General features: G+C 66.3%; 21 protein-coding genes. 9 read left to right on the top strand and 12 right to left on the bottom strand.

Annotated elements, in window-relative coordinates; genetic code table 11:
• Window positions 1–90: 90 nt before the first annotated feature.
• Window positions 91–1608 (top strand): DUF6880 family protein, encoded by a 1518-nt coding sequence (locus AWC31_RS23975; RefSeq protein WP_133060223.1) that lies wholly within the window; start codon window positions 91–93, stop codon window positions 1606–1608.
• 72 nt (window positions 1609–1680) lie between these two features.
• Here the strand turns inward: AWC31_RS23975 and AWC31_RS23980 are convergent, their stop codons facing one another.
• A complete protein-coding gene (locus AWC31_RS23980) occupies window positions 1681–3654 on the bottom strand; it encodes an OPT family oligopeptide transporter (RefSeq protein WP_085146441.1) in 1974 nt (657 codons plus the stop codon).
• Window positions 3655–3864: 210 nt separating this feature from the next.
• On the opposite strand from AWC31_RS23980, the gene AWC31_RS23985 reads away from it, so the two are divergent.
• A complete protein-coding gene (locus AWC31_RS23985) occupies window positions 3865–4221 on the top strand; it encodes a hypothetical protein (protein WP_085146442.1) in 357 nt (118 codons plus the stop codon).
• On the opposite strand, the gene AWC31_RS23990 is transcribed toward AWC31_RS23985, so the two are convergent.
• Entirely contained in the window at window positions 4192–5223 is a 1032-nt protein-coding gene (locus tag AWC31_RS23990) for a TIGR03617 family F420-dependent LLM class oxidoreductase (RefSeq protein WP_085146443.1), read from the bottom strand. The genes AWC31_RS23985 and AWC31_RS23990 overlap by 30 nt on opposite strands.
• A 171-nt stretch (window positions 5224–5394) precedes the next feature.
• Between AWC31_RS23990 and AWC31_RS23995 the strand changes: the two genes are divergently transcribed.
• The 3 genes from AWC31_RS23995 to AWC31_RS37975 all read left to right on the top strand — a co-directional run bounded on the left by AWC31_RS23995 (window position 5395) and on the right by AWC31_RS37975 (window position 8853).
• On the top strand, window positions 5395–5886 hold the full coding sequence (locus AWC31_RS23995; protein ID WP_085146444.1) for a GIY-YIG nuclease family protein: 492 nt from the start codon (window positions 5395–5397) through the stop codon (window positions 5884–5886).
• A 187-nt stretch (window positions 5887–6073) separates the two neighbouring features.
• The gene (locus tag AWC31_RS24000; protein WP_085146445.1) at window positions 6074–8404 is read left to right on the top strand and encodes an esterase-like activity of phytase family protein; all 2331 of its coding nucleotides are present in this window, start codon (window positions 6074–6076) and stop codon (window positions 8402–8404) included.
• Window positions 8405–8517: 113 nt separating this feature from the next.
• A complete protein-coding gene (locus AWC31_RS37975) occupies window positions 8518–8853 on the top strand; it encodes a hypothetical protein (protein WP_234816980.1) in 336 nt (111 codons plus the stop codon).
• An 83-nt stretch (window positions 8854–8936) separates the two neighbouring features.
• Here the strand turns inward: AWC31_RS37975 and AWC31_RS24010 are convergent, their stop codons facing one another.
• Genes AWC31_RS24010 through AWC31_RS24025 form a run of 4 tightly spaced genes read right to left on the bottom strand, consistent with a single transcriptional unit; the run spans window position 8937 to window position 12237 of the window.
• On the bottom strand, window positions 8937–9941 hold the full coding sequence (locus AWC31_RS24010; RefSeq protein WP_085146446.1) for a hypothetical protein: 1005 nt from the start codon (window positions 9939–9941) through the stop codon (window positions 8937–8939).
• A 34-nt stretch (window positions 9942–9975) separates the two neighbouring features.
• Window positions 9976–11610, bottom strand: coding sequence for a peptide chain release factor 3 (locus AWC31_RS24015; RefSeq protein WP_085146447.1), 1635 nt, complete (start codon window positions 11608–11610; stop codon window positions 9976–9978).
• Between the two features lie 34 nt (window positions 11611–11644).
• Window positions 11645–12034, bottom strand: coding sequence for a type II toxin-antitoxin system death-on-curing family toxin (locus tag AWC31_RS24020; RefSeq protein WP_085146448.1), 390 nt, complete (start codon window positions 12032–12034; stop codon window positions 11645–11647).
• Window positions 12031–12237 (bottom strand): CopG family transcriptional regulator, encoded by a 207-nt coding sequence (locus AWC31_RS24025; protein WP_085147272.1) that lies wholly within the window; start codon window positions 12235–12237, stop codon window positions 12031–12033. The genes AWC31_RS24020 and AWC31_RS24025 overlap by 4 nt, the downstream gene beginning before the upstream one ends.
• Window positions 12238–12381: 144 nt before the next feature.
• On the opposite strand from AWC31_RS24025, the gene AWC31_RS24030 reads away from it, so the two are divergent.
• The 3 genes from AWC31_RS24030 (at window position 12382) to AWC31_RS24040 (ending at window position 14889) form a co-directional block, all read left to right on the top strand.
• A complete protein-coding gene (locus AWC31_RS24030; RefSeq protein WP_085146449.1) occupies window positions 12382–12942 on the top strand; it encodes an LOG family protein in 561 nt (186 codons plus the stop codon).
• 276 nt (window positions 12943–13218) lie between these two features.
• Complete coding sequence (locus AWC31_RS24035) at window positions 13219–14475, top strand: L,D-transpeptidase (RefSeq protein ID WP_085146450.1); 1257 nt, start codon at window positions 13219–13221, stop codon at window positions 14473–14475.
• 78 nt (window positions 14476–14553) lie between these two features.
• A complete protein-coding gene (locus tag AWC31_RS24040) occupies window positions 14554–14889 on the top strand; it encodes a hypothetical protein (protein ID WP_234816981.1) in 336 nt (111 codons plus the stop codon).
• Between the two features lie 3 nt (window positions 14890–14892).
• Here the strand turns inward: AWC31_RS24040 and zwf are convergent, their stop codons facing one another.
• On the bottom strand, window positions 14893–16392 hold the full coding sequence (gene zwf, locus AWC31_RS24045) for a glucose-6-phosphate dehydrogenase (RefSeq protein WP_110775276.1): 1500 nt from the start codon (window positions 16390–16392) through the stop codon (window positions 14893–14895).
• 298 nt (window positions 16393–16690) lie between these two features.
• Between zwf and AWC31_RS36945 the strand changes: the two genes are divergently transcribed.
• The gene (locus AWC31_RS36945) at window positions 16691–16840 is read left to right on the top strand and encodes a hypothetical protein (RefSeq protein WP_110775241.1); all 150 of its coding nucleotides are present in this window, start codon (window positions 16691–16693) and stop codon (window positions 16838–16840) included.
• Here the strand turns inward: AWC31_RS36945 and recD are convergent.
• Genes recD through AWC31_RS24070 form a run of 5 tightly spaced genes read right to left on the bottom strand, consistent with a single transcriptional unit; the run spans window position 16837 to window position 26594 of the window.
• Complete coding sequence (gene recD, locus AWC31_RS24050; protein ID WP_085146452.1) at window positions 16837–18486, bottom strand: exodeoxyribonuclease V subunit alpha; 1650 nt, start codon at window positions 18484–18486, stop codon at window positions 16837–16839. The two genes, AWC31_RS36945 and recD, sit on opposite strands and share 4 nt — an antisense overlap.
• Complete coding sequence (recB, locus tag AWC31_RS24055; protein ID WP_085147274.1) at window positions 18479–21709, bottom strand: exodeoxyribonuclease V subunit beta; 3231 nt, start codon at window positions 21707–21709, stop codon at window positions 18479–18481. The genes recD and recB overlap by 8 nt, the downstream gene beginning before the upstream one ends.
• Window positions 21706–24891 (bottom strand): exodeoxyribonuclease V subunit gamma, encoded by a 3186-nt coding sequence (gene recC, locus AWC31_RS24060; protein ID WP_085146453.1) that lies wholly within the window; start codon window positions 24889–24891, stop codon window positions 21706–21708. The genes recB and recC overlap by 4 nt, the downstream gene beginning before the upstream one ends.
• Window positions 24892–24915: 24 nt before the next feature.
• A complete protein-coding gene (locus AWC31_RS24065; RefSeq protein ID WP_085146454.1) occupies window positions 24916–26139 on the bottom strand; it encodes an MFS transporter in 1224 nt (407 codons plus the stop codon).
• On the bottom strand, window positions 26136–26594 hold the full coding sequence (locus AWC31_RS24070; protein ID WP_085146455.1) for a MarR family winged helix-turn-helix transcriptional regulator: 459 nt from the start codon (window positions 26592–26594) through the stop codon (window positions 26136–26138). Before AWC31_RS24070 ends, AWC31_RS24065 begins: the two co-directional genes overlap by 4 nt.
• Between the last annotated feature and the right edge of the window lie 92 nt (window positions 26595–26686).

Here is a 26686-nt window from a genome sequence, read left to right on the forward strand (position 1 = left end):
CGAGGCGAAGACTACGTCCGTTATGTGCGAGGGCTCCGTATCACCGACCTCAAGGCGTACGCCTCGGTTCAGGCCAGGCGGGTCTACACCGTGGAGCTCGACTGGTCAGGTCCGCTGCCCGATGGCGTCTGTACTTGTCCGCACAATGCCGAGGGCAATTTCTGCAAGCACCTGGTGGCGACCGGGCTCGCCGCGATTGACACGGGACGGGTCGCCGTCGACGACACACCCAGTAATGGAGATACGGAGTTGGAAGCCGCTGTCGAGGCGATGGGTGTCGACGAACTGCGTGACCTGGTCCTGGCGTTGGCCCAGCGCGACGACCGCGTCCGCCGCATGCTGGAGATTCGCGCCGCGACTACGTCGGGCGATATCGAGCAGGCCCAGGCTGAGTTCGAAAACTATGTGCGAGACATGCTGTCCTTCCGCGGGTATATCGACTATCGACGGTCTTTTGAGGTCGCGGAAGTGGCCAGTGAGATGCTCGACGAACTCGAGATCCACGTGAACAGTGGCGCCGCTGAAGTCGTGCGGCCGGCACTGTTGAGTGCAGTCACCCGGCTGCGCAAAATCATTGAACACGTCGACGACTCTTCGGGCTCAATCGCCGATCAATGCCAGCGGGCTGCCGACCTCTACGCCCTCGCCTGCCGGCTCGGTGAACCCGACCGCGTCAAACTCGCCAAGTGGCTGGTCAAATTCCGCGCTGACTCCCCGGGTTGGCCGCACGTGGTCCTGGCAGACTTTGTCGACGCGTTCGACGAGCAGGCACTCGCGACATACCGCCGCGCGGTGGTCGCTCTGGATCGAAAGCTGAAGGACAGCAAGGAGTTAGATCGGTTCGAGATCAATGCCATGCTGCTGGAACTCGCCGATCACGACGGCGACCTCGACCGCGCCATCACCCTGCTGAGTCAGCGGGAACACCCTCAGTACGGGGCGATCATCGACCGCTTACGCGCCGCGGGACGCAACGAGGAAGCCGTGATGTGGATTGATCGTGCGGTCGCCGACGGACGAATCAGCAGCTACGGAGGCGGCAACGAATTTTGGCTGAACCCCGACGACGTCGCCCGGACGTATCTGGAACTCGGCCGCATCGACGATGCCGTGGGCGTCCTGCGGGCGGACTTCATCCGACAGCCGTCGGTCGAGAACTACCGAGTTCTCGTCGATTTCGCGGCCGGCATCGACCGCGTCGACACCGAACGCAATTGGGCCTTGGAGCATGCCCGGCAATTGGCAACCGACCGCTTCGCCGCCGGCGCGGTCCTCGTTCAACTTTTGCTGAGCGAAAATGACGTGGATGGTGCTTGGCAGGCCGCCGACCGTTACGGCCCAGGCCCGGCGTGGCGCGAACTGGCCGACCGCGGTGCCGAAGCTCGGCCCGTCGCTGCCGCAGACCTGTACCGGCCGCAGCTCGAGAAAGATTTGCAGTATCCCAACTCCGCGCTGTACCCAGATATCGCCGAGACACTGGCGACGATGAAAGAACACTATGAGAAAGGTGGTTGCAGCGCGGATTTCGCGTCGTACATCGCGCAGATCCGCCACAACTACCGGAGGCGACCGGCGTTGATGAAAGCCCTTGACGCGAAAGGCCTGTGAACGGCGCAGCGGTTTGTCACTGCCCCGTGAGTAACGTCCGCGACATGAGTAACAAACGACACGCGGGAGGGCTCACTCCTTCACCACTTCGCGCGCGGAAATGGTCCGAGCACGCGTGTACAGCCACAGGAGGACCGCCGCGAAGCCCGCGATGCCGATGACTTCGGCGAGCGTGCCGTCGTTGCCGGTGAAGATCGCGAATGGTTCGTCGCTTCCCGTGCCGGCGACGAACCCGGCGAAGATGACGCCATAGAGGCTCTCGCCGACGATCATGCCGGTGGCGAGCAGGACGCCGAGGCGTTTCTTGCGTTCCACATTGCCGCCGGTGCGGTCGGCCCAGCGGTTGTAGAAGTAGCCGAGCAGTGAGCCGAGCGGGATGATCAACGTCAGGCTCATCGGCAGGTACATGCCCATGCCGACGGCCAGCGGCGGCAGGGCGAATCGTGTTGTCCGGGTGAGAATTTCGTCGGCGATGACGATCGCAACGCCGATCGCAGCGCCAAGCCCGATCAGCGACCAGTTCAACGACCCGCCGAACACGCCTTTGGCCAGCGAGGAGATCAGGGCAGCCTGGGGTGCGGCCAGCGCGTTGTCGGTGGCACCCGGCGCACCGAGGAACCCGAACGCGCGTTGCATCAGGTCGAGGACCGGCGGGATGATCGCCGAGCCGAACAACACGCCGATCACCAACGCCACCTGCTGTTTCCACGGAGTCGCGCCGACCAACTGGCCGGTCTTGAGGTCCTGCAGGTTGTCATTGGAAATGGTGGCCACCCCGAACGTGACGGCTGCGACGAACAACGTGAAGGCGACGAGCGCGGTCGACTGGCCGTCGTCGGTCTGACCGAAGACCACCTTGATAACCAGCGCGGCGATGAGCACCGTCAGGATGCCCACACCGGAGATGGGGCTGTTCGACGAGCCGATCAGGCCCGCCATGTAACCGCAGACCGCGGCGATCACCAGGCCGATGACGAAGATGAACACCAGGCTCGCCACGATGATCGCGGCCGCGCTGCCCTGCAACGCGGTGCCGCGGCTGAAGTCCCACAGCAGCACGGCGATCGGGATCAGCATCACCACCACGGTCGCGATGACGATGGGGAAGGGGATGTCGCGTTGGGTGATGTCGACCAATTGGCCCTGCCGCCGGTCGCGCGCGGACGCGAGTGCTTCGGTGATGCCTTTGACGATCGGGCGCAGGATCTTCAGCAGCGTCCACACCGCGCCCACCGCGATCGCCCCGGCCCCGATGAAACGGACCTCGCTGGCGAAGACGCTGTCGATCACGTCGGCGATGGGTTCACCGGATCCGAACGCGCCGATCGTGCGGATCGGCAGCATCACCCCGAACGAGATAACCAACCCGACGAGCATCGCGATGCCGACCGTCATCCCGACCAGATGCCCCACCCCGATCAACGCCAACGACAGGCTGGCACCGAACATCGAACCGCCGGATCCGACGCGGAAGTAGGCCGCCACATAGTTGGCGAGCACCTTGAGGTTGGCCACCAGCCCGAACGCGGCCGACACCAACGCACCGAACGCGATCACCCGGATACCGACGCGGTTTTCGGCGGCGCCGCCGCTGCTGTCACCGACCTTGAGCACCTCGGCGGCTGCCACCCCTTCGGGATACGGCAGGTCCGAGCCCGTCACCAGGGCGCGGCGCAGCGGGATGGAGTACATCACGCCGAGAATGCCGCCGACGGCGCACACCGCCACCGTGATCCAGTACGGAAATCCCGTCCACCAGCCGATCATGATGAGCCCGGGCAGCACGAAGATGATCGCCGAGAGCGTGCCCGCCGCCGAGGCGACGGTCTGCACGATGTTGTTCTCCACGATCGAGTGGTTGGCGAAGTTTCGCAGGATCGCCATCGAGATCACCGCTGCCGGGATGGCGGTCGCAAACGTCAGGCCCACCTTGAGGCCGAGGTAGACGTTGGCGGCGGTGAACACGAGCGTGATCACCCCGCCGAGCAGGATTCCGCGGACGGTCAGTTCGCGCAGCGTCGGTGTGGTGCGGTTTGTGACGGCCAACTCGGCATCCTCTCGGTTCCGTGTGCGATCGGGAGCGCCAGGTTTGCCTGCCCCCGCAACCTCTCAGCTAACGGTAGGCGCCGAACTGCGGTGTGTCGGTGTAATCGATTCACAGACACGCGGACATAGTGGATATGCGGTTTTGCAGGCGGCATCATCTGTTGTTGGCGACGGAGGCGGAGGTCGATGCCCTTTTTTCATGCGCAAGTCATGCGTGAGTTTCTGTGGGGCGACGATGTCCTATTGCTGGCGATGGATACTGCCGGTGCGGCAGTCGTCGGTGCCGCGTTGACTGAAGCGACCGCGCGTGGTTCATCGCACGTCGAAAACGACGGGGTCACACACCTATTCGAACTACAGCGAGAAGGCGTCGATATTGCGATCAGCGACGACCGCGTGATGTGGCGAGTCGACCGTGCCGCAGCAGTCGAGATCGCCGAGAGACTTGCTGTATTCGGTGACGACGCCGAGTCCGGCCACCACTATGTGGATATTCGCAGTCCCGCAGCTACCCTCGTGCTCTCCTGCGGTGAGTACTCACCTCAGTTCTTCGAACGGTTCGGCTAACCGTTTCGCGACGGCGCCATAGCGTTCGAAGCGGTCACGGTCGCTGAGAGCGTTGTAAAGGACGATGCGCGTCGCGATTCCGCCGTACTTCTCGATGAGTGCGTCGGCCAAGTTTTCCCACGTGGACTCGACGGCGAACGCCGCGATGTGCTCATCGGTGATTTGCGCGGCCATGCCTTTGAAGTCGCCGGCCTTCTGCTTCTCGCGGATCCGCGCGGTGGTTCCCTCGAAACCGGCCTCGTCCCAGATGAACGCGTAGTTCGGAGTGCTGCCGTAGAAACTCATGCTGGCTCGCACGAGTTCGCGTTCGTTGTGACGCTCCTCGTCGGTGTCGCCGACGATCGTCATGACCGGCACGATCACCGCGATGTCGGACGGTGTTCGACCCGACTTCGACGCTCCGGCAGCAATATTCGGCAGGACATGGCGCTTGATATAGCCGGACTCGCCGAGTGGGTGGACGTGTACGCCGTCGGCGACTTCACCTGCCATCCGCAGCATCCACGGATTCACCGCGGCGACATCGACTTTCGGATCGGGCGCGTCGATCGGTCCGGGACTCCACTGCGGGGTGATGAAGTCGAGGTCGTAGAACTCGCCATGGTGGTCGAGGGTGCCGGTCCGAAACGCGGCGAAGCACGCCTGCACCGCGAGCACATAATCACGCAACCGCGGGCCCGGATGTTCGAAGTCCACACCGTAGCGCCGGACGACATGAGTGCGTACCTGCGTGCCAAGGCCCAGCCGAAAACTCCCGCCGGCCGCCTCCTGGAGCTCCCACGCCGTGGCCGCGGTGACGAACGGGCTGCGTGGAAACGCCACCGCCACGCCGGTCGAGAGTTCAAGACCGGGTGCGGCTTGCGACGCCAGCGCGGCGTTGAGATAGGCGGTACGTCCGGTCTCGGTGAACAGCAGACCCGAAAAACCCGCGTCTTGTGTCCGTCGGGCGAGGTCACCGATCTTGTTCAACGGCTGCGGAGTCGTCATCGCGTCGACGTACACGGTGGGAACGGTACGCCCGGTGAGTGCCTGATCGCAGGCACTTTGTCGCCCTGGCTCAGTAGGGTCCCTAGTACTGAAGAGCGAGGTACCTTGGCAGCTGACTCGGTAGTCCAGGAGCTGATCAATCAGCTTTCTGATCGCGCGAATGCAGTAGCGCCCGAGCACTTCCCGGTGAACCGCGATCAAGCGGAGCGCCCGGGAATGTACGTGTGGTGGGGCGATGCTGAAGCGTGCGCCGTCCTCGGTGCCGAGATGGGTCTGGCGCTCGGGCCGCTGCTTTACGTCGGCCAAGCCGGGGCGACCAAGTGGCCGTCGGGAAGACGGTCGAACGCCACGCTGGCCCGCAGGATCGTCCGACAGCACATCCGCGGCAATGCCCGCTCGTCGACGTTTCGACGGACCATCTCCGCACTGTTGCTCGATCGACTGTCGCTGATTGTGGCCGCCGGTGGCAGGTTGGATCGTCCTAGCAACGCGCGCGTGTCCGCGTGGATCGCCGAACATCTGACCGTCGGCATCGCGCCGTTCGACGATCGGGACTCGCTCGGCCGCATCGAACGGCTGGTGCTCGACGAGATCGACCCGCCGCTGAACCTCGGTCAGTGCGTGCCGTCCGAGGCGCGGTCCAGACTCACACAGGTTCGCTCCCGTTTGCGGCATTAGTGCGATATCGCATGTGATATCGCACTTCGAAACCGTATGGCCGAAGCTCCCGCGTTACTGATGTGACGAATGGGGCCCATTGGTTCACCACCGACCTGTTTCCGAGAATTCACCCGCAGACCCCCAACCCGTCACCTGCCCACGCAAAGCTCAGCCGACGCATCGGCACAACTGAAGAGGGTGACGAATGAGGAAGGACGCGGCTCGCGCTGCAGCGCTCAGCACGGCAGTGGCGCTGATCTTGGCGGGATGCTCCACCGAGGACCAGAAGGCTGACGAGACGAAGCCGGACACCCCGAAGGCGACGTCGCCGATCGACTGGAACCTCCCAGACGCGGACCGCTACCACCGCACCGCGACCTACCCGGTATACCTCAACAAGCCCGCCGAAGACCCGGTCGACAAAGAAACCGTCGCCGAGATCTCGACCGTCACCCCCGACGGCAACACGGTCATCTACACCGACGCCGCCGCCAAGCGCATCGGCTTCGTCGACATCAAGGACCCCGCCAAACCCATTGGTCAGGGAACACTTTCACTCGAAGAACTCGGCCACAAAGACGACCAGCCCACCTCGGTGGCGGCGGTCGGGGAGTTCGTCCTGGTCGTCGTCGACACCACCGGCGGTGACTTCGCGAACCCCAAGGGCCGCGTCGACATCGTCCGGATCGCCGACCGCACCCGCGTGCACAGCATCGATCTCGGCGGGCAGCCCGACTCGATCGCCATCAGCCCCGACGGCTCGTTCGCCGCGATCGCCATGGAGAACCAGCGCAACGAGGAGTTCACCCCGCCCGGCAAGGAGGAAGGCGACCTTCCGCAGCCGCCAACGGGATTCGTGCAACTGATCGATCTCAAGGGTGCGCCGAACACCTGGAAGCCCCGCAAGGTCGACTTTGATGTCGAAGCGGCGCGGCAAGCCGGCCTGGACACGCCCGAAGATCTCGAACCCGAATACGTCAGCATCAACTCCCGCGGCCAGGTCGCGGTGACTCTGCAGGAGAACAACGGCTTCGCGATCATCGACGGTCGCACCGGTCAGGTGCAGAAAATCTTCAGCGCTGGAAGCGAATCCGTCGAAGGAATCGACACCAAAGAGGACGGCAACCTCGACCAGAGTGGTTCGATCTCCGACACGCCGCGCGAGCCCGACGCCATCGGCTGGATCGGCGACGATCACGTCGCGACCGCCAACGAAGGCGACTGGAAGGGCGGCACCCGGGGCTGGACGATATTTGACGCCAACAGTGGTGAGCCCGTCTGGGATGCCGGCAACTCCTTCGAGCAACTCGCGGTGCGCACGGGGCTGCATATTGAGGGCCGCGCCGAAGCCAAGGGTCCGGAACCGGAAGGCTTGGCCATCACTGAGCTCGGCGGCAAGCCGACGGCCCTGATCGCTTCGGAGCGAAGCAATTTCGTCGCCGTCTATGACGTCAGCGACCCGAAGAATCCGGTGTTCCGGCAGATCCTGCCGACGACGCCGGGCCCGGAGGGCGTCCTGCCGATCCCGTCGCGCAACCTGCTGGCGATCTCATCGGAGGCCGACGACGCCGAGGCGCGGGTGCGGGCCTCGGTCAACGTCTACGGGTACGGCGAGCAGTTCGCCGCCGACGGCAAGCCGGCATTCCCGTCCATCGTCTCCGGCGATGTCGACGGTAAGCCCATCGGCTGGGGTGCGCTCGGCGCGCTCTCGGCCGATCCGGAGAACGAAAACCGGCTCTACACCGCGACCGACATCGCCTATGGCCCGGCTCGCATTCTCGGCATCGACGTCTCGCAGAAGCCTGCGCTGATCGACACCGAGTTGGCGATCACCGAGGACGGCAAGCCCGTCACGCTCGACACCGAAGGCGTGTCCGCACGCCCCGACGGCGGATTTGTGTTGGCTGTGGAGGGCGAGGAAGGCCCGGGCAACCAGTTGGTCTACGTCGCCGCCGACGGCAAGATCGAGAAGCGGGTGCCGCTGCCGCAGGACATCGCGGCGGGGCTCGGCGGGCAGGGCCTGGAAGGCGTTGCGGTCGACGGTGATTCGGTGTGGGTCGCGGTGCAGCGTGAAACCAAGACCGACCCGAAGGGCGTGGCGCGGATCGGCCGTTACACCCCGGACGGGGACAAGTGGGAGTGGTTCGGCTACCCGCTCGACGAGACGAAGGCCGAGGGCGACTGGATCGGGTTGTCCGAGATCGCCGTTCACGACGGTCAGCTGCTGGTGCTCGAGCGCGACAAGCTCAACGGTCCCGACGCCCGCGTGAAGGCCATCTATCGCGTCGCCATCCCGGAGGGCGTGGGCTTGACCTCAGCCGGCCAGGCTCCGCAGGTTCTGCAGAAGACGTTGGCCCGCAACCTGTTGCCCGATCTGCAGGCGCCCAACGGCTTCGTGCAGGAGAAGGTCGAAGGGTTCGCGATCGCCGGGAATCAGAACCTGTACGTGGTCACCGACAACGACGGACTCGACGACGCCAACGGCGAGACGCAGTTCCTCGACCTCGGCCCGGCCGCGGAGGCGCTAAAGGGGTAGAACGGGCGTCGGGTAAACGGGGCTGGAGCTGCTCACCGCCGACTTGTCAGTCTCTGGGGACATACTGCCCAGAAAACCGTCAAAAAATTTGACGGCGCGACAAAGAGGACCCGATGGGGACAGAGAAAGCACCGTGGTGGGCCACCGATCCCGAGCTGCAGGGGTTCCTGCGTCAGTCGTACGAGGAATTCGAGCGCGAAGTTGCCTCCCGTGAACCCGTGCCGACGGACCTCGGGCCATATCCCGTGATCGCAGATCTGCTGAGTGGGGCAAGCTTGCGCGAACTTGCCCATGCGCGAGACGATCTCGAACGAGCCCAAGAGCGTTACGACAGCGCCGTACTCGCCGGCCGAAAGGCCGGGCTCTCATGGCGCGAGATCGGCGAGATTTTAGGTGTGTCAAAGCAGAAGCTACACAGTCGATACCGATCTCGCGATCTGTCGACGTAACTCCGCTCGATCTAGAGGTAGCCTTTGCTATCGGTGTCTACATCAGAAGCGAGCAGATACGTACCACCGTGTGATCGCCTGCCTCACCACTCCCTCGCGATCCGCGCGAATGAGTCGTGCACGGCGCCACGGCTGACGAGACGCACGTCCAACCCGCGGTGTTCGACGATGCGCAATGCACGCGCGATCGCGTCGTCGATCCAGGCATCGTGGTTCCCGAAGACGCCGCCGCCCACCCGGGTCAACAGCACGACATTCGACCCTCCGGCGGTGGCCTGTTCGGCCGCCGCGAGCAGCGTCGCCTCGTAGGTGGCCTCGAGAATCAGCCGCGCGAACGGCTCCCAGTTCGGGCTGGGCACACCATAGGCGACGGGTAGCGCGGAGCAGAACGCCTGGGACACAATCTGATTGCCGTCCGTGACGTCAGTGACCTCGACGTCACGATGCAGTCCGATGGCCAGCATGCCGCGAAGTTCGTCGCGTTCGGTATCCGAGTAGTCGGTCAGCAAGCCGGCGACAGCGCTGAGGCCTTGCGGCGTACACAGCGCATACCCGTTGCGCATCTCCCACAGGTCGGTGACCGGCCGGCCCAGCCGGGTTGAGAATGCCGCACCGAGTCCGGCCAGTGTGTCGAGTTGGCGGTCACGGGTCTGCCCGGCTTGGCCGTCGACATCGGCGAAGTAGTTGCGGAAAATGGTCGCCGCGCCGGCGGCCATCGCGCACGCCGGCCCCTGCGTGTGGTCGTCCTCGTAGCGCGTGACGCCGTCTTCGGGCGTGACATGCGGTGACGTCATCTCCAGCACGTTGAACTGCGACGCGACCTGGTTGGTGGCGCCGTGAAACTCGGCGTCGGCATGCAGCGCGCGGGCGTCGCCGATCAGGGGTCTGACGGTGCTGCGTCGCCCGAGTGCCAGGGGCGCGCGAGCGCGCAGCTCGCCCAACGACGGCAGCGTGAGTTCACCGATGCCATAGCGCTTTTCGTTGACGAGGGAGATCAACGTGGAGCCCTCAACGGTGAGGCGTTCGCGAGTTGCGTCGTAGCCGAGCTCGCGAAATCCCGTCAGGCGCTCGAACCAATCGACAGACATGGTGGCATCGTCGCATGTACCACCGCGGCCCTGCCTATCCCTCGGCGGCCACCAGCGATCGCAGCTTGATGTTCGGGTTGTCGCGCTGGAAGCCCTCCAGGCGCCACGGCGTCGAGAAGAGCACGAGCATCACGCCGTCGGTACGCGTCAAAACCTCTGCTGACACTTGGCGATTCACGAAGTCGGCGTCTTCCGGATCGACGATCCGCGCGACCTGATACGGCAGGGACTCCAACGAGATCGGCGCGCTGAGTTCGGTCGCCATGCGATGGGACGCCACCTCGAACTGCATCGGGCCGACGGCCGCGAACACCGGCGCCTGATCGCCACGCTTGTCCGAACGCAGCACCTGCACGACGCCTTCTTGCTCAAGCTGCTCGATGCCGCGGCGGAACTGCTTGTGCTTGCTGGGATCGGTTCCGCGGGCCACCGCGAAATGCTCGGGGGAGAAGCTCGGGATCGGCGGATAGTGTACGGGCACATCGCGATACAGCGTGTCGCCGGGGCGAAGGGCCGCCGCGTTGGCCAACCCGATGACATCGCCGGGCCAGGCATCGTCGAGGGTCGAGCGCTGCTGGCCGAACACCGACTGCGCGTACTTCGTGACGAACGGCTTGCCGGTCGCGGCGTGGGTGAGCACGTCACCGCGCTCGAACGTGCCCGACACCACCCGAGCGTAGGCGATGCGATCGCGGTGCGCGGAGTCCATACCGGCCTGCACCTTGAACACGAACGCACTGAACGGCGCGTCGGTGGCACGCCGGACGCCGTCGACGTCGACCGCACCGCTGGGCGCCGGGGCGAGCTCGACGAGAACATCGAGCAGCTGGTTCACGCCGAAGTTCAACGCCGCCGACGTGAACAGCACCGGCGACGACTCACCGCTGAGGAACGCGTCGCGGTCGAAGTCGGAGCCGTCGGCCGACAGAAGTTCGGATTCCTCGACCGCGGTTTCCCAATCCACACCGGCCGCGGCTGTCGCGTCCGCCGCGGGAATGTGCTCCTCGGGAGCCGCCGTCGCACCACCGGCCGTGCGGGTGAACCGGATGTAGTGACCCTTGCGGCGGTCCATCACGCCCTTGAAGTCACCGGCGATGCCGACCGGCCATGTCAGGGGAGTGGTGCGCAGCCCGATGCGTTCGTGAATCTCGTCCATCAACTCCAGGGCGTGGCGGCCGGGGCGGTCCCACTTGTTGATCACCGTGATGATCGGAATGCCGCGATGCTTACAGACCTGGAACAGCTTGAGCGTCTGCGGCTCAAGGCCTTTCGCGGCGTCGATGAGCATCACCGCGCAGTCTACGGCCGTCAGCACCCGGTAGGTGTCCTCGGAGAAGTCGGCGTGGCCGGGGGTGTCGAGCAGGTTGATGACGCAGTCGCGGTATGGGAACTGCAGCGCCGTCGACGTGATCGAGATGCCGCGGGCCTTCTCCATCTCCATCCAGTCCGACACCGTCGAACGCCGCCCGGCCTTACCGTGGATTGCGCCTGCCTCGGTGATCACGCGCGCGTGCAGCGCGAGCGCCTCGGTGAGCGTCGACTTGCCGGCGTCGGGGTGGCTGATGACGGCGAAGGTGCGGCGGCGCTGCGCTTCGGCAGCGATCCGGCCTGCGGACCGGGCATCGGACGTGGGGGTGTCGAGGGCGGCGTCGAGGGCATTGTCGGTCATCTCGCCAGAAATGGTATGGGCGACCAGGGGTAAATCAGTAATCGGATTCTTGGTAACTCCACTCGCGTAGTTGCCCGGCGATCTGATCGAGATCCGACTCGGCCCCCGTGGCGACCCGGATGACGAAGTCAAAGCGGTCGTCTTCCGGTGCGCTGATCCACTGCCCATTGATGGCCAGGAACGTGCGGCATGCGGTCCACGCCAGTCGCTTGTTCCCGTCGATCAACGCGTCGTTGCGGGCACACGAGTGCATCAGGGCGGCGGCCTTGAGATGCAAATCCGGGTAGGCGTCCTCGCCGAACACCCAAGCGCGTGGCCGTGCCAGAGCAGATTCCAACAGGCCGTAGTCGCCGACCTTGACATCTTCGCCAACTGCGCGGCGGGCGATCTGCAGGAGGTCGTCGAGGTCGAGGTACTCGATCATGCGTCCTTGAGACGCTCCAAGACCCCGGCTTCCTCGGCCACCACGCGCTGTATCGCCGTATCGACCTTCGTTCTGTGCGCTCGTCGGGCGATGTACTCATCGATCGCCGATAGCGCTACCGCTTGCATCGACCGTCCCTCGGCGGCAGCCTGCCGACGCAACGCCTCGGTCTGCTCGTCGCTCGTGCGCAGAGTCATACCCATGACCACATGATACCGATTTGATACCACTCTTCACCGATATCGCCGGTGATATCGCACTTCGCAACCACAAACGCATCTGCTGGCAGGTACTGGTGTGACCATTGTGGTTACTTGAGGTGCCACCTGTAGCAGTCCGGAGCATTCATGAACATCTGCGTCTTCTTGTCCGCCGCCGACCTCGACGCCCGCTACACCGAGCCGGCGCGGGAGTTCGCCGAGCTTCTCGGCAAGGGCGGCCACACGCTGGTTTGGGGCGGATCAGACGTCGGGCTGATGAAGGTCGTTGCAGACGGGGTCAAGAAGAGCGGTGGTCGACTGGTCGGGATCTCCGTCGAGTTCTTGCGGGCGAAGGCGCGGGCCGAGGCGGACGAGATGGTGTTCACCGCGAATCTCGGCGAACGCAAGGCGACGCTGTTGGCACGCTCAGACGCGATGGTCGTGATGGCAGGCGGCCTGGGCACGCTCGACGAGGCCACCGACATCCTCGAACTGCGTAAGCACCGGCACCACGACAAACCGGTGGTGCTGCTGAACACGGCCGGCTTCTACGACGGATTGGTGATCCAGCTGCGGCGGATGGAGCGGGACGGCTTTCTGCCCGTGGCACTCGACGAGCTGGTGTATGTCACCGATGAGCCGGCCGACGCCCTCGCGTACTTGGAGCGCGGGCACACGGGAGCGCGGTCCGCCCTCGATGAGCGGTGACGCACGCGCAGGGGGCACCCGAAATCTGAGGGGCCATATGAGTGCAAAGTGCGATATCACGGGTGATATCGCACTTTGAGACCGTATGTGTGCTTCCTCCGGGGGACTGGTGTGACAGTTGTGATCAAGCAGCCCAGCGCCACACACTGATCACAACGACCCGATCACGACTCGCCCACAGCGCGGAGGCGTTACGCCGACGAACCGACGACCCGGCTACGATTGAGCCACCGATCGGGATCCCGATCAAACTGGCCTTCGCCGAACCACATTGGAGTGATGTTGTCGTCTGTTCGTCGTGCCTGCCTTGCGGCCGCACTCGCTGTGCTCGCGGTCTTGGGTGGAGTCGCCGTCACGGCCTTGCCGGACTGCGGTGAGCACTGCCAGACGGTGGCGAGCCCTCCGCAGGGCGTCCCGCAGCCGTCGCCGACCGAGCCGGCCAAACTCGCCATCACCCCGAAGCCGAACGCCGAAGTCGATCCGCTGGCGCGCGTCATGGTGACGGCCACGACCGGAACCGTCACGAGCGTGAAGATGGTCAACGACGCAGGCAAGGAGATCCCCGGGATCCTCACGCCGGACGCCAAGACCTGGAAGCCGACGACGACGCTCGGCTATGGCCGCACCTACACGCTGACCGTCACGGCCAAGGGCCCCGGCGGGATGCCGACGAAGCAGACCTCGACGTTCACGACCCTGACCCCGGGCTACCAGGCCCGCGTCTACCTCAACGGCACATCCGGCGCGCCACTGCAGGACGGCGCGAAGTACGGCGTCGGGATGGTGATCGTCGCGCGCTTCGACGAACCCGTCACCGACAAGGCCAGTGCCGAACGACGGATGACTGTCACCACCGAGCCCAAGGCCGTCGGCGCGTGGAACTGGATCGACGATCAGACCGCGCATTGGCGCCCGGAGAAGTACTACAAGCCCGGCACGAAAGTCACCGTGAACGCCGACATATACGGCGCCCGGCTCGGCGACGATGTCTACGGCGCACAGGACGAGAAGATCTCGTTCACGATCGGTGACTCGCACGTGTCGATCGCCGACGACAAGACCAAACAGGTCAGCGTGTTCGAGAACGGCAAGCTGGTGCGCACCATGCCGACCTCGATGGGCATGGGCGGCACCGAAACCGTCGGCGGCACCACGATGAGCTTCTGGACCCCACGCGGCATCTACACCGTGATGGACAAGGCCAACCCCGTCGTCATGGATTCGTCAACGTATGGCCTGCCCGTCAACTCCCGCCTGGGCTACAAGACAACGATCCCGTACGCCACGCGCATCAGCATGGACGGCATCTACCTGCACCAGCTCAACTCGACGATCTGGGCGCAGGGCAACACGAACGTCAGCCACGGCTGCCTGAACCTCAGCGGCGAGAACGCGGAGTGGTTCTACAACTTCTCGGTGCCGGGCGACATCGTCGAGATCCGCAACACCGGCGGCGACCCGCTCAAACCCGACAACAACGGCGACTGGACCGTCCCGTGGGACCAGTGGCGCAAGGGCAGCGCGCTCGCCTGATTCGCACCGGCGCGCAGGAAACTGCCGCGCCCACCCCCTCGGTGCAGCGCTTACGCTTGAGCTGACACCGGGGGTGAGATGGTCTACCAGCAGCCGCCCAAAACCAAATGGGCAGAAGCAGCTTCGATCGTCGGCCGGTGCCTGGCTGGAGCGTTCGGAGTGGCCGCGCTCGTCATCTGGCTGCTGATCGTGTGGACCGTCCTGAGTTCGGCGTATGCGACGGACCCGGCGGAGGATCCACACGGCTACGGCTTGATCTTCGGCGTCCTGGCGTACCTACCGTTCGGCCTGGCGTGGGTGCTCGCTCTTCCGCTGGCGTTGCCGCAACGGCTGCGGGCCCGGGGTATGCGAATCGCGATGCTGCTGTTCGTCACCGTCACCGTGTTGGGCGTCGTCGCGCTGTATCTGTCGTAAGGCCTACTCGCGCCACACGCGCTCGAACGGCAACCGCCACGCATTCGGCGCGATGAGCTGATGAATGGCATTGGGGCCCCACGTCCCGACGGGGTACATCTTCACGATCGGCGGATCCTCCAGTAGCGGCGCCGACCGCTCCCACAGGGATTCGATGCCCTCGGCCGTCGTGAACAACGTGTGGTCGCCGCGCATCGCGTCGAGGATCAGCCGCTCGTAGGCCTCGAGCACGTCGGCGGCCGCGCCGCTCTCCTCGGTCGAGAACTGCATGGACAGCTTCTGCAACCGCATGCCCGGCCCGGGCCGCTTGCCGTAGAACGACAGCGACACCTTCGACTCGTCGGCCAGATCGAACGTCAGATGGTCGGGACCTTGCGACCCGACGCCGGAGCCCGCAGGGAACATGGTGCGCGGGGCCTCTTTGAACGCGATCGAGATGATCCGTTGCCCCTCAGCCATTTTCTTGCCGGTGCGCAGATAGATCGGCACGCCGGCCCACCGCCAGTTGTCGATGCCGACCTTGAGCGCGATGAACGTCTCGGTCTCCGAATCCGGTGCGACCCCGACCTCGTCGCGGTAACCCTGATACTGCCCGCGTACGACCTCGGCCGGGTTGATGGGCAGCATCGACCGGAAGACCTTGTTCTTCTCCTCGCTGATGGCCCGCGGCTCGAGCGCGGTCGGCGGCTCCATCACGACGAACGCCATGACCTGGAACAGATGCGTCACGACCATGTCCTTGAAGGCGCCGGTGCTCTCGTAGAAGTTGGCCCGCTGGTCGAGCCCGAGCTTCTCGGGTATGTCGATCTGGATGTGGTCGATGAAGTTGCGGTTCCAGATCGGCTCGAACAGACCGTTGGCGAACCGGAACGCCAGGATGTTCTGCGCGGCCTCCTTGCCGAGGAAGTGGTCGATGCGGAAGATCTGCGATTCCTTGAACGTCTTGTGCACGAAGGCGTTCAGCAGCACCGCGCTTTCCAGATCGGTGCCGAACGGCTTTTCCATCACCACCTTGGCCCGCTTCACCAAATCTGCGTCCTTGAGCATCGTGATGACGGACTGGGCGGCCTTGGGTGGCACCGAAAGATAGTGCAGCCGACGGGCATCGGGGCCGAGCTCGGCTTCTGCGGCGGCGACGGCAGCGGCCAGCGCCTGCGGGCCTGCACTCTGCGGCACGTAGTGCACCTTGCTCGCGAAGCTCGCCCACTGCTCATCGGTGGGCTTGCGGGAGGCGAACTGGTCGATGGCCTCTTTGGCGTGCCTGAGGAACTGCTCGTCGGTGAAATCCTCCAGCGATGTCGCGACAACCCGGATGTCGGGGCTGAACGTCGACTGTTCCAGGTACGCGAGCCCGGGCAGAAGTTTGCGTTTTGCCAGGTCGCCCGTCGCGCCGAACAACACGATGACGTGCGGCGGCAGCGCCTCGTTGTCGTGCCGCAACGGGCGGGAACCGGGAGCCGGATAGGCGATAGATGACGCTTTATCAGGGGCCACGTCCCGAATACTGGCACTCGGGTGTGCACTGATGGCGTCGCTTGGGTTAACTAACAGCCCGCGCCTGAACGGGCGATCAAATTCAGCGACGATGCTTGTTAGCGCCCATTCTGCTCTCACCTGCAGATACGCGTCTGAACGGCCCGGATCGTGCAAGCGATACGCCGAAATCGCCATCTGAATGGATTCACCAAGCTCAGCTATACATTTTGCCGCGTAATTGTTAACCAAACTGACGCGCGATCTGCCTGTGTCTCAGCACACAAAAGATGTACATTGTGACCGCAGTCATAGAAAGGGCAGGTCAATGGTCGGAGCATTTGTAGGCGTAATGATGCTGGTGCTCGGCATCGGTGCGATCGCTGGTGTTGTCGTGGCCGTGGCGATGGGCTTGCCCACCCTGGCCATCGCGATCGGACTGATCTCCGGCGCGTTCTTCGCGGGGAAGGCCGTCTAAAGCCTCAACCGCTCCCGCAGGCCGGTCGCTCGCACGGCTTGCCGGTCGATCGCGGCGCGCACTTCCGCCTCGGCGCCGACGACGCGTACCCGCGTCCTCGCCCGTGTCACCGCGGTGTAGAACAGTTCGCGCGTCAACAACCGCGAGTCCTCCGACGGCAGTAACACGGTCACCTCATCGGCCTGGCTGCCCTGAGACTTGTGGATCGTCATCGCGTGCATGGTCTCGACGTCGGTGAGCCTGCCGGTCGCGAACGATCCGGACCCGCCGACGACGGCACGCATGCCATCGGGCGTGGCGACCGTGACGCCGGCATCGCCGTTGTAGAGCTTGAGCCCATAGTCGTTGGCGGTCACCAGGATTGGGCGCCCGACGTACCACGAGCTCCACAGCGGCTCGCCGGTCTCCTCGGTCAGCCAACGCTGCACCTGACGGTTCCAGTGTGTGACGCCGAACGGTCCGCGCCGATGCGCACACAGCAGGCGATGCTCGTCAAGCGTCGACAACGCGGTGCGCACATCGCCGAGTATCGCGGCCTGACGCAACCGAAGGGCGTGGGGCACAAGTACATCCCGCAGTCGTTCGGTCGCGTTGTCGCGCACCCATTCGATGTTCTCACCGCCCGCCGCCAGCACCTCGATTGCTGACGACGCGTCACCGGCCCGGATCGCCGAAGCCAGCGCGCCGATTGATTCACCGAACCGGTGCGAGGTCTTGAGCGCCGCCACGCCGCGCGAACCCAGGCCGTCGACAAGATCGGCCAGCACCGCGCCGGCCTCGACCGAAGCCAGCTGATCGGGATCACCGACGAGCAGCAGCCGCGTCTGCGGGCGCACGGCCTCCAACAGCCGCGCCATCATGGTCAGTGACACCATCGACGTCTCGTCGACCACGATCACGTCGTGCGGCAGGCGGTTCGCGCGATGATGCCGAAACCGCGACGATGTATCGGGCCGCGGGCCGAGCAGCCGGTGCAGCGTCGTGGCCTGCAGACCCGACAGCCGCGAGCGGTCCACCGCATCGAGCCGGTCCACCTCCAACTGCACGGCTTCCTGCAGTCGGGCCGCGGCCTTGCCCGTCGGCGCGGCCAACGCGATCCGCAGCGACGGCCGGTCCGCCAGCGCGGCCTGTTCGGCGAGCAGTGCGAGCAACCGCGCGACCGTCGTCGTCTTACCGGTGCCGGGCCCACCCGTCAGCACCGTCAAACCCTGCGACAGCGCGACATTCGCCGCCGCGCGCTGTTCCTCAAAGCCCGCGGGGAACAACCGCGTCACGTCCGGTGCGGCATCGTCCGTGCGTGCGCCGACGAGGGCCAGCACGTCATCGCACACCTGCTGCTCTTCGAGCCAGTACCGATCCAGGTACAGCAGATCGCCGAACAGTCGCAGCACCGGGGGAGTGCCCAACAGCGGGCTCGCCTTGACCGCTGCCAACCACGCATCGGGCGACGGCCACGGCAACGACGGCAATTCGACCTGCGCTGCCACCGACCGCAGATCCACGCACACCGACCCGCCCCGCAGTGCGCGCACCGCCAATGCGACCGCGAGCTCGACGGACTTGTCCGGTTCCTTGGCCAGCGCGGTCAACCGTTGTGCCACATGCACATCGGCGGGTTCCAAGATCTCGGTGAACGCGTCAAGCATCGAGCAGCTCCGAGAGCGCGACCACCAACGCCGCGGGCGGTTCCCAGCTGAACACGCCGGCCGGATGTCCGTCGACGACGGGCGTCGCCGCCCCGCACATCCCCCGCACGAACAGATACATCACACCGCCCAGATTCGCGGCCGGGTCGTACCCGGGCAGCCGCCAGTTCAGAAAACGGTGCAGCACAACGCTGTACAACAGCGCCTGCAGCGGATAATCCGAATGCAGCATGGCCTCGACCATGCGCTCCCGGCCGTAATCCGCGGCCGTCAGCGACGCATCTCCAGTGCCAAGCCAGTTCGTCTTGTAGTCGACGACCACGAACCGGGAGTCGAGCCGCAGCACCGCGTCCACCGAACCGGACAGATACCCTCGCAACGGCTGACTGCCCAGCACACCCGCCGACAGCCGGTCGGCGTATACCGCCATCGGATCCTCGGCGGGCAGATGCTCCCGCAGCAGGGCTCCGACATCGGACAAGCGCGCGAACGATCCGCCCCGCAGATCACCGCCGGCCATCGGGAACTCGAAATCCAGTTCGCGCAACCGATCCCGCAGGCCGATTTCGCGCAGTGTCATGCCGGGTGCCAGCGGACCCAGCGGGGTGTCGTGCATCGGCACGAGCGCCGCGGCCAGCTCGGCTGCCTCCAGTTCGAGAGGCCAGCGCGCCGCATGCACCTTGATCTGATCCTCGAGCTCGGCGGCGAGATCCGGTGCGAACGGGTCTGCCGTTTCGAGCACCGCATGCACGAGCGATCCGAACGCCGCGCCGGTCGGCATGGACGCCATCGGTGACGGCACATCAGCGCCCTGCGCCGGGGCGACGACGGGTATGTCGTCGGATTCGTCGTCAAGCTCGATGACCTCGGGCTCACTGGACACCCCGGACGTTTCAGCGGCCCGCAGCAGGCCCGAATACGACGTGCGCCGCCACGCGGTGTCGATCGCGCGGTGAAAATGCCGAACATCCAAGTCTTCTCGTGGGGCTTCGGGTGGTACCGGGGTGAATGCGCCGATGACCGACTCCTCGAGCACGGGCCCACCGACCCACGCCCGTAACCGCTCCAGCGCCTCCTCGTCGGACACCTTGGCGGGTACACACCTGTCGGGAACCGCGGACTCGCCGGGCGCCCGGCCCCGCAACAGCCGCGACAGGCCACCGTTGGGCTCGTCGTTCGACGGCGCCCACCACGCCACCACCTGGGACTGCGCGCGCGTCATCGCCACATACGTCAGCCGGCTGTCGTCGGCCGCGGCCTCGGCACGGCCGGCCCGTGCGACCGCCGGATCCACACCGCCGATATGCAGGCAGCGTTTGCCCTCGTCGTGGAACAGCACCAGATCCGGTTCGGGGACATAGCGATTGAACGCGAACGGCAGGTACACGATCGGGAACTGCAGGCCCTTGCTGACCCACACCGTCATGATCTGCACGGCCGCCGCGTCGCTGTCGAGACGGCGATTGCGCTCGGACTCGCCGCCACCTTCCGAACGCTGGGTTCGCAGCCAGTCCCGCAACGCGGGCAGCCCGAAGCCCTCCCGGTGTGCGGTGTCCTGCAGCAGCTGCGTCATGTGCGCGAGATCGGTCATCAGGCGTTCCCCGCCCTGCCACGACAGCACGCGCTTGCCCATGCCTGCGAGTTGCGCGGCCTCGAAGATCGCCGCGACCCCACGCTCACGCGCGTGGCCGGCCCATGAGCGCAGCGTGTCCGCGACGCGGTCGGTCAACGCGTCCCCGCCCGCGGCAAGGGATTCGGCGGTTTCGCCGAAGAACATCGTGGCCGCTGCGGCGCGGACGAGGCCGGGCCGGTGCGGCTGGTCAAACGCCTCCAGCAGATACAGCCAGTCCTCGGCGGCTTCGGAGTTGAACACATCCGAATCGCCGGTGTAGACCGCCGGAATGCCGGCCTCGATCAGTGCGGTGTGGCACGCGCGGGCATCCTTGTGGGTCTCGGTGATGACGGCGATGTCGCGTGCTTCGACGGGCCGGTCACAGAACGTGGCGCCGCTGGTCAGCAGCGCACCGATGTCGGCGGCGAGGTCCTTGCCGATGTGGGTGCGCAGGTCGGCGATCGGAATCACTCTGGTGCCGCCGCGTTTTCGCGTCACGACCCGCAGCCGGAACGGGTCGTTGTGCGGCGCACCCGCCAACCGGTGGCCCTGGTGATGGGCCTGTACGTCGTGCACGACGATGTCGGGGCCACCGAGCTCGGCGCCGCGCAGCACCGCCTGCAGCCGATCCACCAGCGCGCTGTCGCTGCGCCAGTTCGTGCCGAGCGTCTGCTTGTCGCCCGCGGTCGCGGCGGCCCGCAGGTACGTGTCGATGTCCCCGCCGCGGAATGCGTAGATCGCCTGCTTGGGATCACCGATCAGGATCAGTGTCGCGTGCCCGGAGAACGCCCGCTCAAGCACCTGCCACTGCACCGGGTCGGTGTCCTGGAACTCATCGACCATCACGATCGGCCAGCGCTGCTGCATGCGTACGCGGGCCGCGGAGTCCTCATCTGCCAGCGCATCAGCCAGCCGGGTGAGCAGATCGTCGTAGCCCAGGATGCCGCGACGACGCTTGCGGATCTCCAACTCAGACAGCACATTGTGGGCGAACGCGAGCCGGACCGCGGCCGGCGAGTCGGGGTCGGGGTCGAGCGGGCGGAGTTCGGTGGCCGGGTTGTCGACCACCACGCGGGCGAGCTTGAGTGCCTCGGCGTAGCCGAGTTCCGGATCGTCGCGTTGCGCCCCGAAGTGTGCGAGATAGAGGTCGTCCACGATCTCGCACACCACGTCGTCGAGGCTTTCGACGAGCGTGACCCCGGAGTCGCTGTCCCCGGCCACGCCAAGCGATTTGAGCACGATCTGGCAGAACTGATGCGTGGTCGCGATGGTCGCGGCATCGAAACCCGCCAGGGCGTCACGCAGCCGCTGCCTGCGGGCCTGCTGGTCGGCGGCGACGAGGTACACCTCGAGATCGTTGGCGGCGTGCGCCGGGTCCTGGAATGCCGCGAGCGCGTCGACGATCTGGCAGCGCACGCGTTCGCGCAACTCCTGGCTCGCGGCCCGGCCGAACGTGATGAGCAGCATCTGATCGAGCGTCGCGGCGCCCTCGGCCACCAGCCGCGTCACCAGACCGGCCAGCGCGAACGTCTTGCCGGTACCGGCGCTGGCCTCCAGCACCGTCGTCGTATTGCGGGCGGGCAGCGGCCCGAGCAGATCGAAAGTCTTCACCGGGGCGACCTTTCGGCGCGCAGCATCGGCAACCACAGGCGTTCGGCGTACTCACCCAATCCGACCAGGCGGCTCAGCGGCGCGCCACGGCCCCACGCCCGCACATGCGCGGGCTGCTCGTCCTCGCCGGGATACCTGTTGCTGCGCCAGCGATATTCGGCTTCCCGCTGCGGGTCGTCGCCGGCATGCCGGGCCGCCGCCCACGCATAGGAGGTCTTGACGGGCAACGGCAGCGGCTCGCGCCGGCCCGCGTCATAGATCGTCACCAGATCGGCCAGCAGCTCGACCGGATTTTCCGGACGCCCCAGCCCCTCGACCCGCGGTGAACTACCGCGCTTGGGTCTGCCGATGCACACCGCCGACCAGTCGCGGTCCGGATAGCAGGCGGCCAACGCCAGCAACGGAATCCACGACTGCAGCAAGTGTTTGCCGTCGAGTTTGGAGTACGTCACCGACACCAGCCGCTCTCCGAACACGGGCGACACCGTTCCGGTGAGCCGGCGCCCGGTCCCCAGATCGACATCGACGTCATAGGCCTGGCCCTCGGGGTCGCGGTAACGCAACGCCTCGGTGGCCAGCAGTGCGCATTGATCGCGCAGGGCGATGGCCCGCCGCCAGCCGAGTTGGCCCGGCGGCAGGGTGCCGCGGCGCCACTCAGCCTGCTGGGCGTCGGCGGGCGTCATGCCGCGCAGGATGTCGCCGAGCATCCGATCGCCGACGGTCCATTCCTCCAGGGCATCGATGTCGACGGGCATCTCGTCGGACACCCCTTCGACGTCCCATGGCAGCGTGTAATCCAGCGATCGGAAGAAGCCCTTGACGGGATCGTTGAAGAACCGGGTGAGATCCTCCAGCGCCACGTCGTCGGCAGGGGGAGGCGCTAGCGGGCCCGCGAAGAACGGCGGCCTCTCAGCCCGTCGCCCGCTGCTGGCGCGCGCCGCGGTGAGTGCGGTCGGGTCGAACGTGAACGGTTCGCCTGGCACCATTTCGCCGGGGATGACGTTGCGAATGTCGAACGGCTGCAACGGATGTTCGGTCACCACGTCGACGGGCTGTTCGGTCGTGATGCTGAGCGTGTCGAGTAGTTCGGCGAGTGGCACCGCCGGTGGTCGTGGCTGCCCGGAGTATTCGTTGGCCCCGGTGTAGGTGACGACGAGCGTCTGCGTGGCCGCCCCGATCGCGTCGAGCAGCAACTGGCGATCCTCGGAACGGATGTCGCGCTCACCCGTCATCGGGTCGCGCGCGAGCGCGTCGTCACCGTCGATGGCGCCGAGCCGCGGGAAAACTCCGTCGTCCAAGCCGATGAGGCACACCACGCGGTGTGGCACCGAACGCATCGGCACCATCGTGCAGACGGTCAGTGTGCCGGTGCGGAAGTTGGCCCGGGTGGGGCGGCCGGCCAGATGCCGGTCGAGCAGTGCGCGGATGTCGCTGAGCCGCAACGACGTCTGCGTGGCCCCGGCATTCTCGGCGATCTCGGCGAACTCGCGCTGCACCTGAGTCGCGGGCCACTCCTCGTCGGCGAGCGCGAGTGCGTCGATACCGGCGGTGAGGGCGGCGAGCCAGTCGCCGAGTGGGCGGCTGCCGCTGAGCTGATGGACCGCTTGGCGCAGCTTTTCCACATAGTCGGCGAACCGGCCGGCAAGCTCGACGCGGTTACTGCTGACGTCGTCGAGCGGCAGCGTGGTATCGAGCCAGGCGTGGGAGTCGTCGGACATCGCGACCCCGGCCAGCACGCGGTCCATGCCGAAACGCCACGTGTTGTGCAGGAACTCCACCCCGTAGGGGCGGCGGTGCTCCTGGTCGAAGCCCCAGCGGATGTTGGCTTCGCGTACCCACGCCGTGATCGCGTCGAGGTCGTCGTCGGTGAACCCGAACCGGGCGCGCACCGGGCCGGACTCGGCGAGGTTGAGGACTTCGCTCGCGGTCGCCCGCCCGCCGGCCAGCACGAGCAGTTGTGCGGCCACCGACAGCAGCGGATTGGTCTGCACGAGTGCGCGATCCGCGAGCCGGACCCGCAATCGGTGCGCCGGGTGGGCACCGTGCACCACGTCGCCGAGCCCGAATCCGGCCGTGATCAACGGTGCATACGTTTCGATGTCGGGGCACATCACGAGGATGTCGCGTGGTTCGAGCGTCGGGTCATCGGCCAGCAGGCCGAGCAGCACTTCGCGCAGAACGTCGATCTGCCGGGCCGGGCCGTGACAGCTGTGCACCTGCACCGAGCGGTCATCGGGGCGATGCACCCGCCCGGCCGGGCGGACCGCGTTGGCCGCGATGTCGGACTGCAACCAGCCCAGGAGCGTGTCGGGATGGTCGGTGCCGCTGAGAAATTCGTCGGTGTCGGGGACCGGCAGGGTGCGCTGCAGTTCGCGTAGGTCACGGCCGAGGGTGGCCAGCAGCGGATGGCCGACATCGCGATGGCTCGTGTCCTCGCGGCGGGGGAGCGCGCCCTTACGCCCGGCCAGCGACTGCCACAGGTTGTCGCTGGGGTGGGGCAGCCACAGGTGCAGATCGTGGTGGGTGGCGAGCGCGGTCAGCAGTTCAACCTCGGTCACCGGAAGGCGGGTGTGTCCGAACAGGGACAGCCGCTGCGGCAGCTCGGATGGTGATTCCTGCAGCCGGGCAAGGGCTTTCGCGTGCCGGACATGAGGTGGGTCGGCGTCGACACGCTCCACCAGCGCATGCCACAGCGGTGCCTGCCAGGACAAGTCGTCGGGCACGCCGGCCCAGTCGACCAGCAGTTGCGGACGCTGCCGGGCGTAGGACGCGAACAGCCCGGCCAGTCGGCGCGCGACCGCGTATCGCCTGCCTTGCCGCAGCTCGTGCTCCTCGCCCATCTCGAAATGCCCGAGATGCGTGGCCAACGTCGTACACCACGGTTCGTCGAGGTTCTCGTCGATCACCGCGAGCAGCGGCCACACCATGGCGTCGGGGGACCAGGGATCCTCGTCGGCCGTGCCCGTCAGCTCCGCGATGAGTGAGCGGGGGTTGCGGAACTCGACGGCGGCACACACGCCGAGCCGATTCGACAGCCGTTGGCTGAGCCAGCGTTCGACGCCCTTGGCGGGCACCAGCACGAGTTCCTGCGCGAAGGGATCAGGTAGCGGATCCGCGAGCAGCGCACCCAGCCCGTCGGCCAGCAGATCGGTGCGCTCGGCCCGGTGTAGGTGCAGTGCCATCGACACCCACCCTATGAGACCGGCCTAGGAGTGCCACGATTTTTGTACGGCCAGCGTGACCACCAACGTCAACGCCGCGGCGATGACGAACGCCACCCGGACGTTGAACAGGTCGGCCGCGCCGCCGAGCAGCGCCGCCGCGAACGGCCGCGACCCGAGGAACCCGACGAGCCACAGCGCCATGATTCGTCCGCGCAGTTCGTCGGGCGCACGCTCCTGCACCACGGTGCTCAGGCCCGTCATCGCCCAGCCGAAGCCGAGACCCGCGATCGCGAACCCGGCGAGTGCCACCGCGGTGACCGAGCCAGCGGCCAGCAGTCCACATCCGATCACGAGCAGCCACAACCCGATCGACGACACCCGCGCCGACTCGAGCCGACCACGCAGCACGGCGAGTACCGCCATGCCCAACGCCGCGCCGATACCGAAGGCCGCCGACAACCACCCGACCAGGCGGGTACCGCCGCCGAGGTCCTCGGCCATCGACGGCGTCAGGGTGATCGACGGGTCGGAGGCGAACCCGACGGTCGTCACCGCGAGCAGCGCGAGCAGCAGTGGCCGGTCGCGCCACACGTAGCGCAGGGCCGCTCGGACGCGGTAGTCGCCGTCGGGGCTGCGCTCCGGGCGCGTCGGGAAGGTCACGAGCACCAGGAAGATCGCGAACACGAGGTGCAGGCCCGCGCTGATCGCGAAGCCCGGCGCCGCACCGAGATGCGCGGCCAGGTACGCGCCGATGGCCGGGCCGAGGATACGGCCGATGGTCATCGGAATGCTGTTGAGCGCCATCGCGGTTGGCAGCTCACCGTCGCGGATCAGGCTCGGCACGATCGACTGCATGGCCGGGCCGCCGATGACGAACCCGAAGCCGACGAGCGTCGAGCCCACGAGCACCGGTATCGCCACGGCGGTGCCCTGCAGATCAGGTGCGACGCCCAACCACACGGCCGTCGAACCCGAACCGGCGATACACAACACCCGCCCAAACAGAATTTGGCGGGCGGGATTGCCGACGTCGGCCCACTTGCCGCTCGTCGGGCTCAAGATGAGCTGGGGGAGGAACTGCGCGACGCCCACGAGGCCCACCATGACGGCCGAGCTGGTCGCGTTGAAGATCACGATGGCCGCGACGATGCCGTGCGTCCACACCGCGACGACCGAGAACATCTTGCCCCAGAACAGTGCCCCGAAAACCGGGTCGAACATGAGGCGCAACGCGCCCCGCGGTCGCAAGGTCACGTCGGCCGTCACGAGGCGACTTTCCGTTCGAAGTCGGTGACGAGCCGCTCCAGCAAGTCGACGAGGGTGTCGACGTCGTCGTCGGACCAATGCGCCACGGTCTCGGCGACCATGTCCCGGCGCCGCGCGGTCACCTCGGCCAGCGCGTCACGGCCTCGATCGGTCAGCATCAGCACGCACCGTCTCTGGTCCTCGGCGGACAAGGTCTTGGTCAGCAGGCCGGCCGTGACAGCAGACGTGACGGTGCGGCTCGCGGTGGAATGTTCGACGCCCATGTATTCGGCGACCTCGCCGATCGAGGCGCCGTGGCCGGATTTCTCGCGTTGTTCGACGGCGCGGAGCACGCGCAGCGTCGACAGGGTCGGCACCGTGGTCGCGGCATCGATCAGACGGCGCCGCCAGCCGGGACGCTGCCGCACGGTGTGCACGCGCACCAACAATTCGTCGAGTCGGTTGTAGCGAGGCACGTTATATGCATAGCACATGCATATATCTCGGAGAAAATGGATCAGGTGGTGCTGTGCCCGCCTTTGCGCGACAAAGTCGCGGAAATCGGCAC

The organism is Mycolicibacterium wolinskyi (genome assembly GCF_002101965.1).
In the GTDB taxonomy this organism is placed as follows: Bacteria; Actinomycetota; Actinomycetes; order Mycobacteriales; family Mycobacteriaceae; genus Mycobacterium; species Mycobacterium wolinskyi.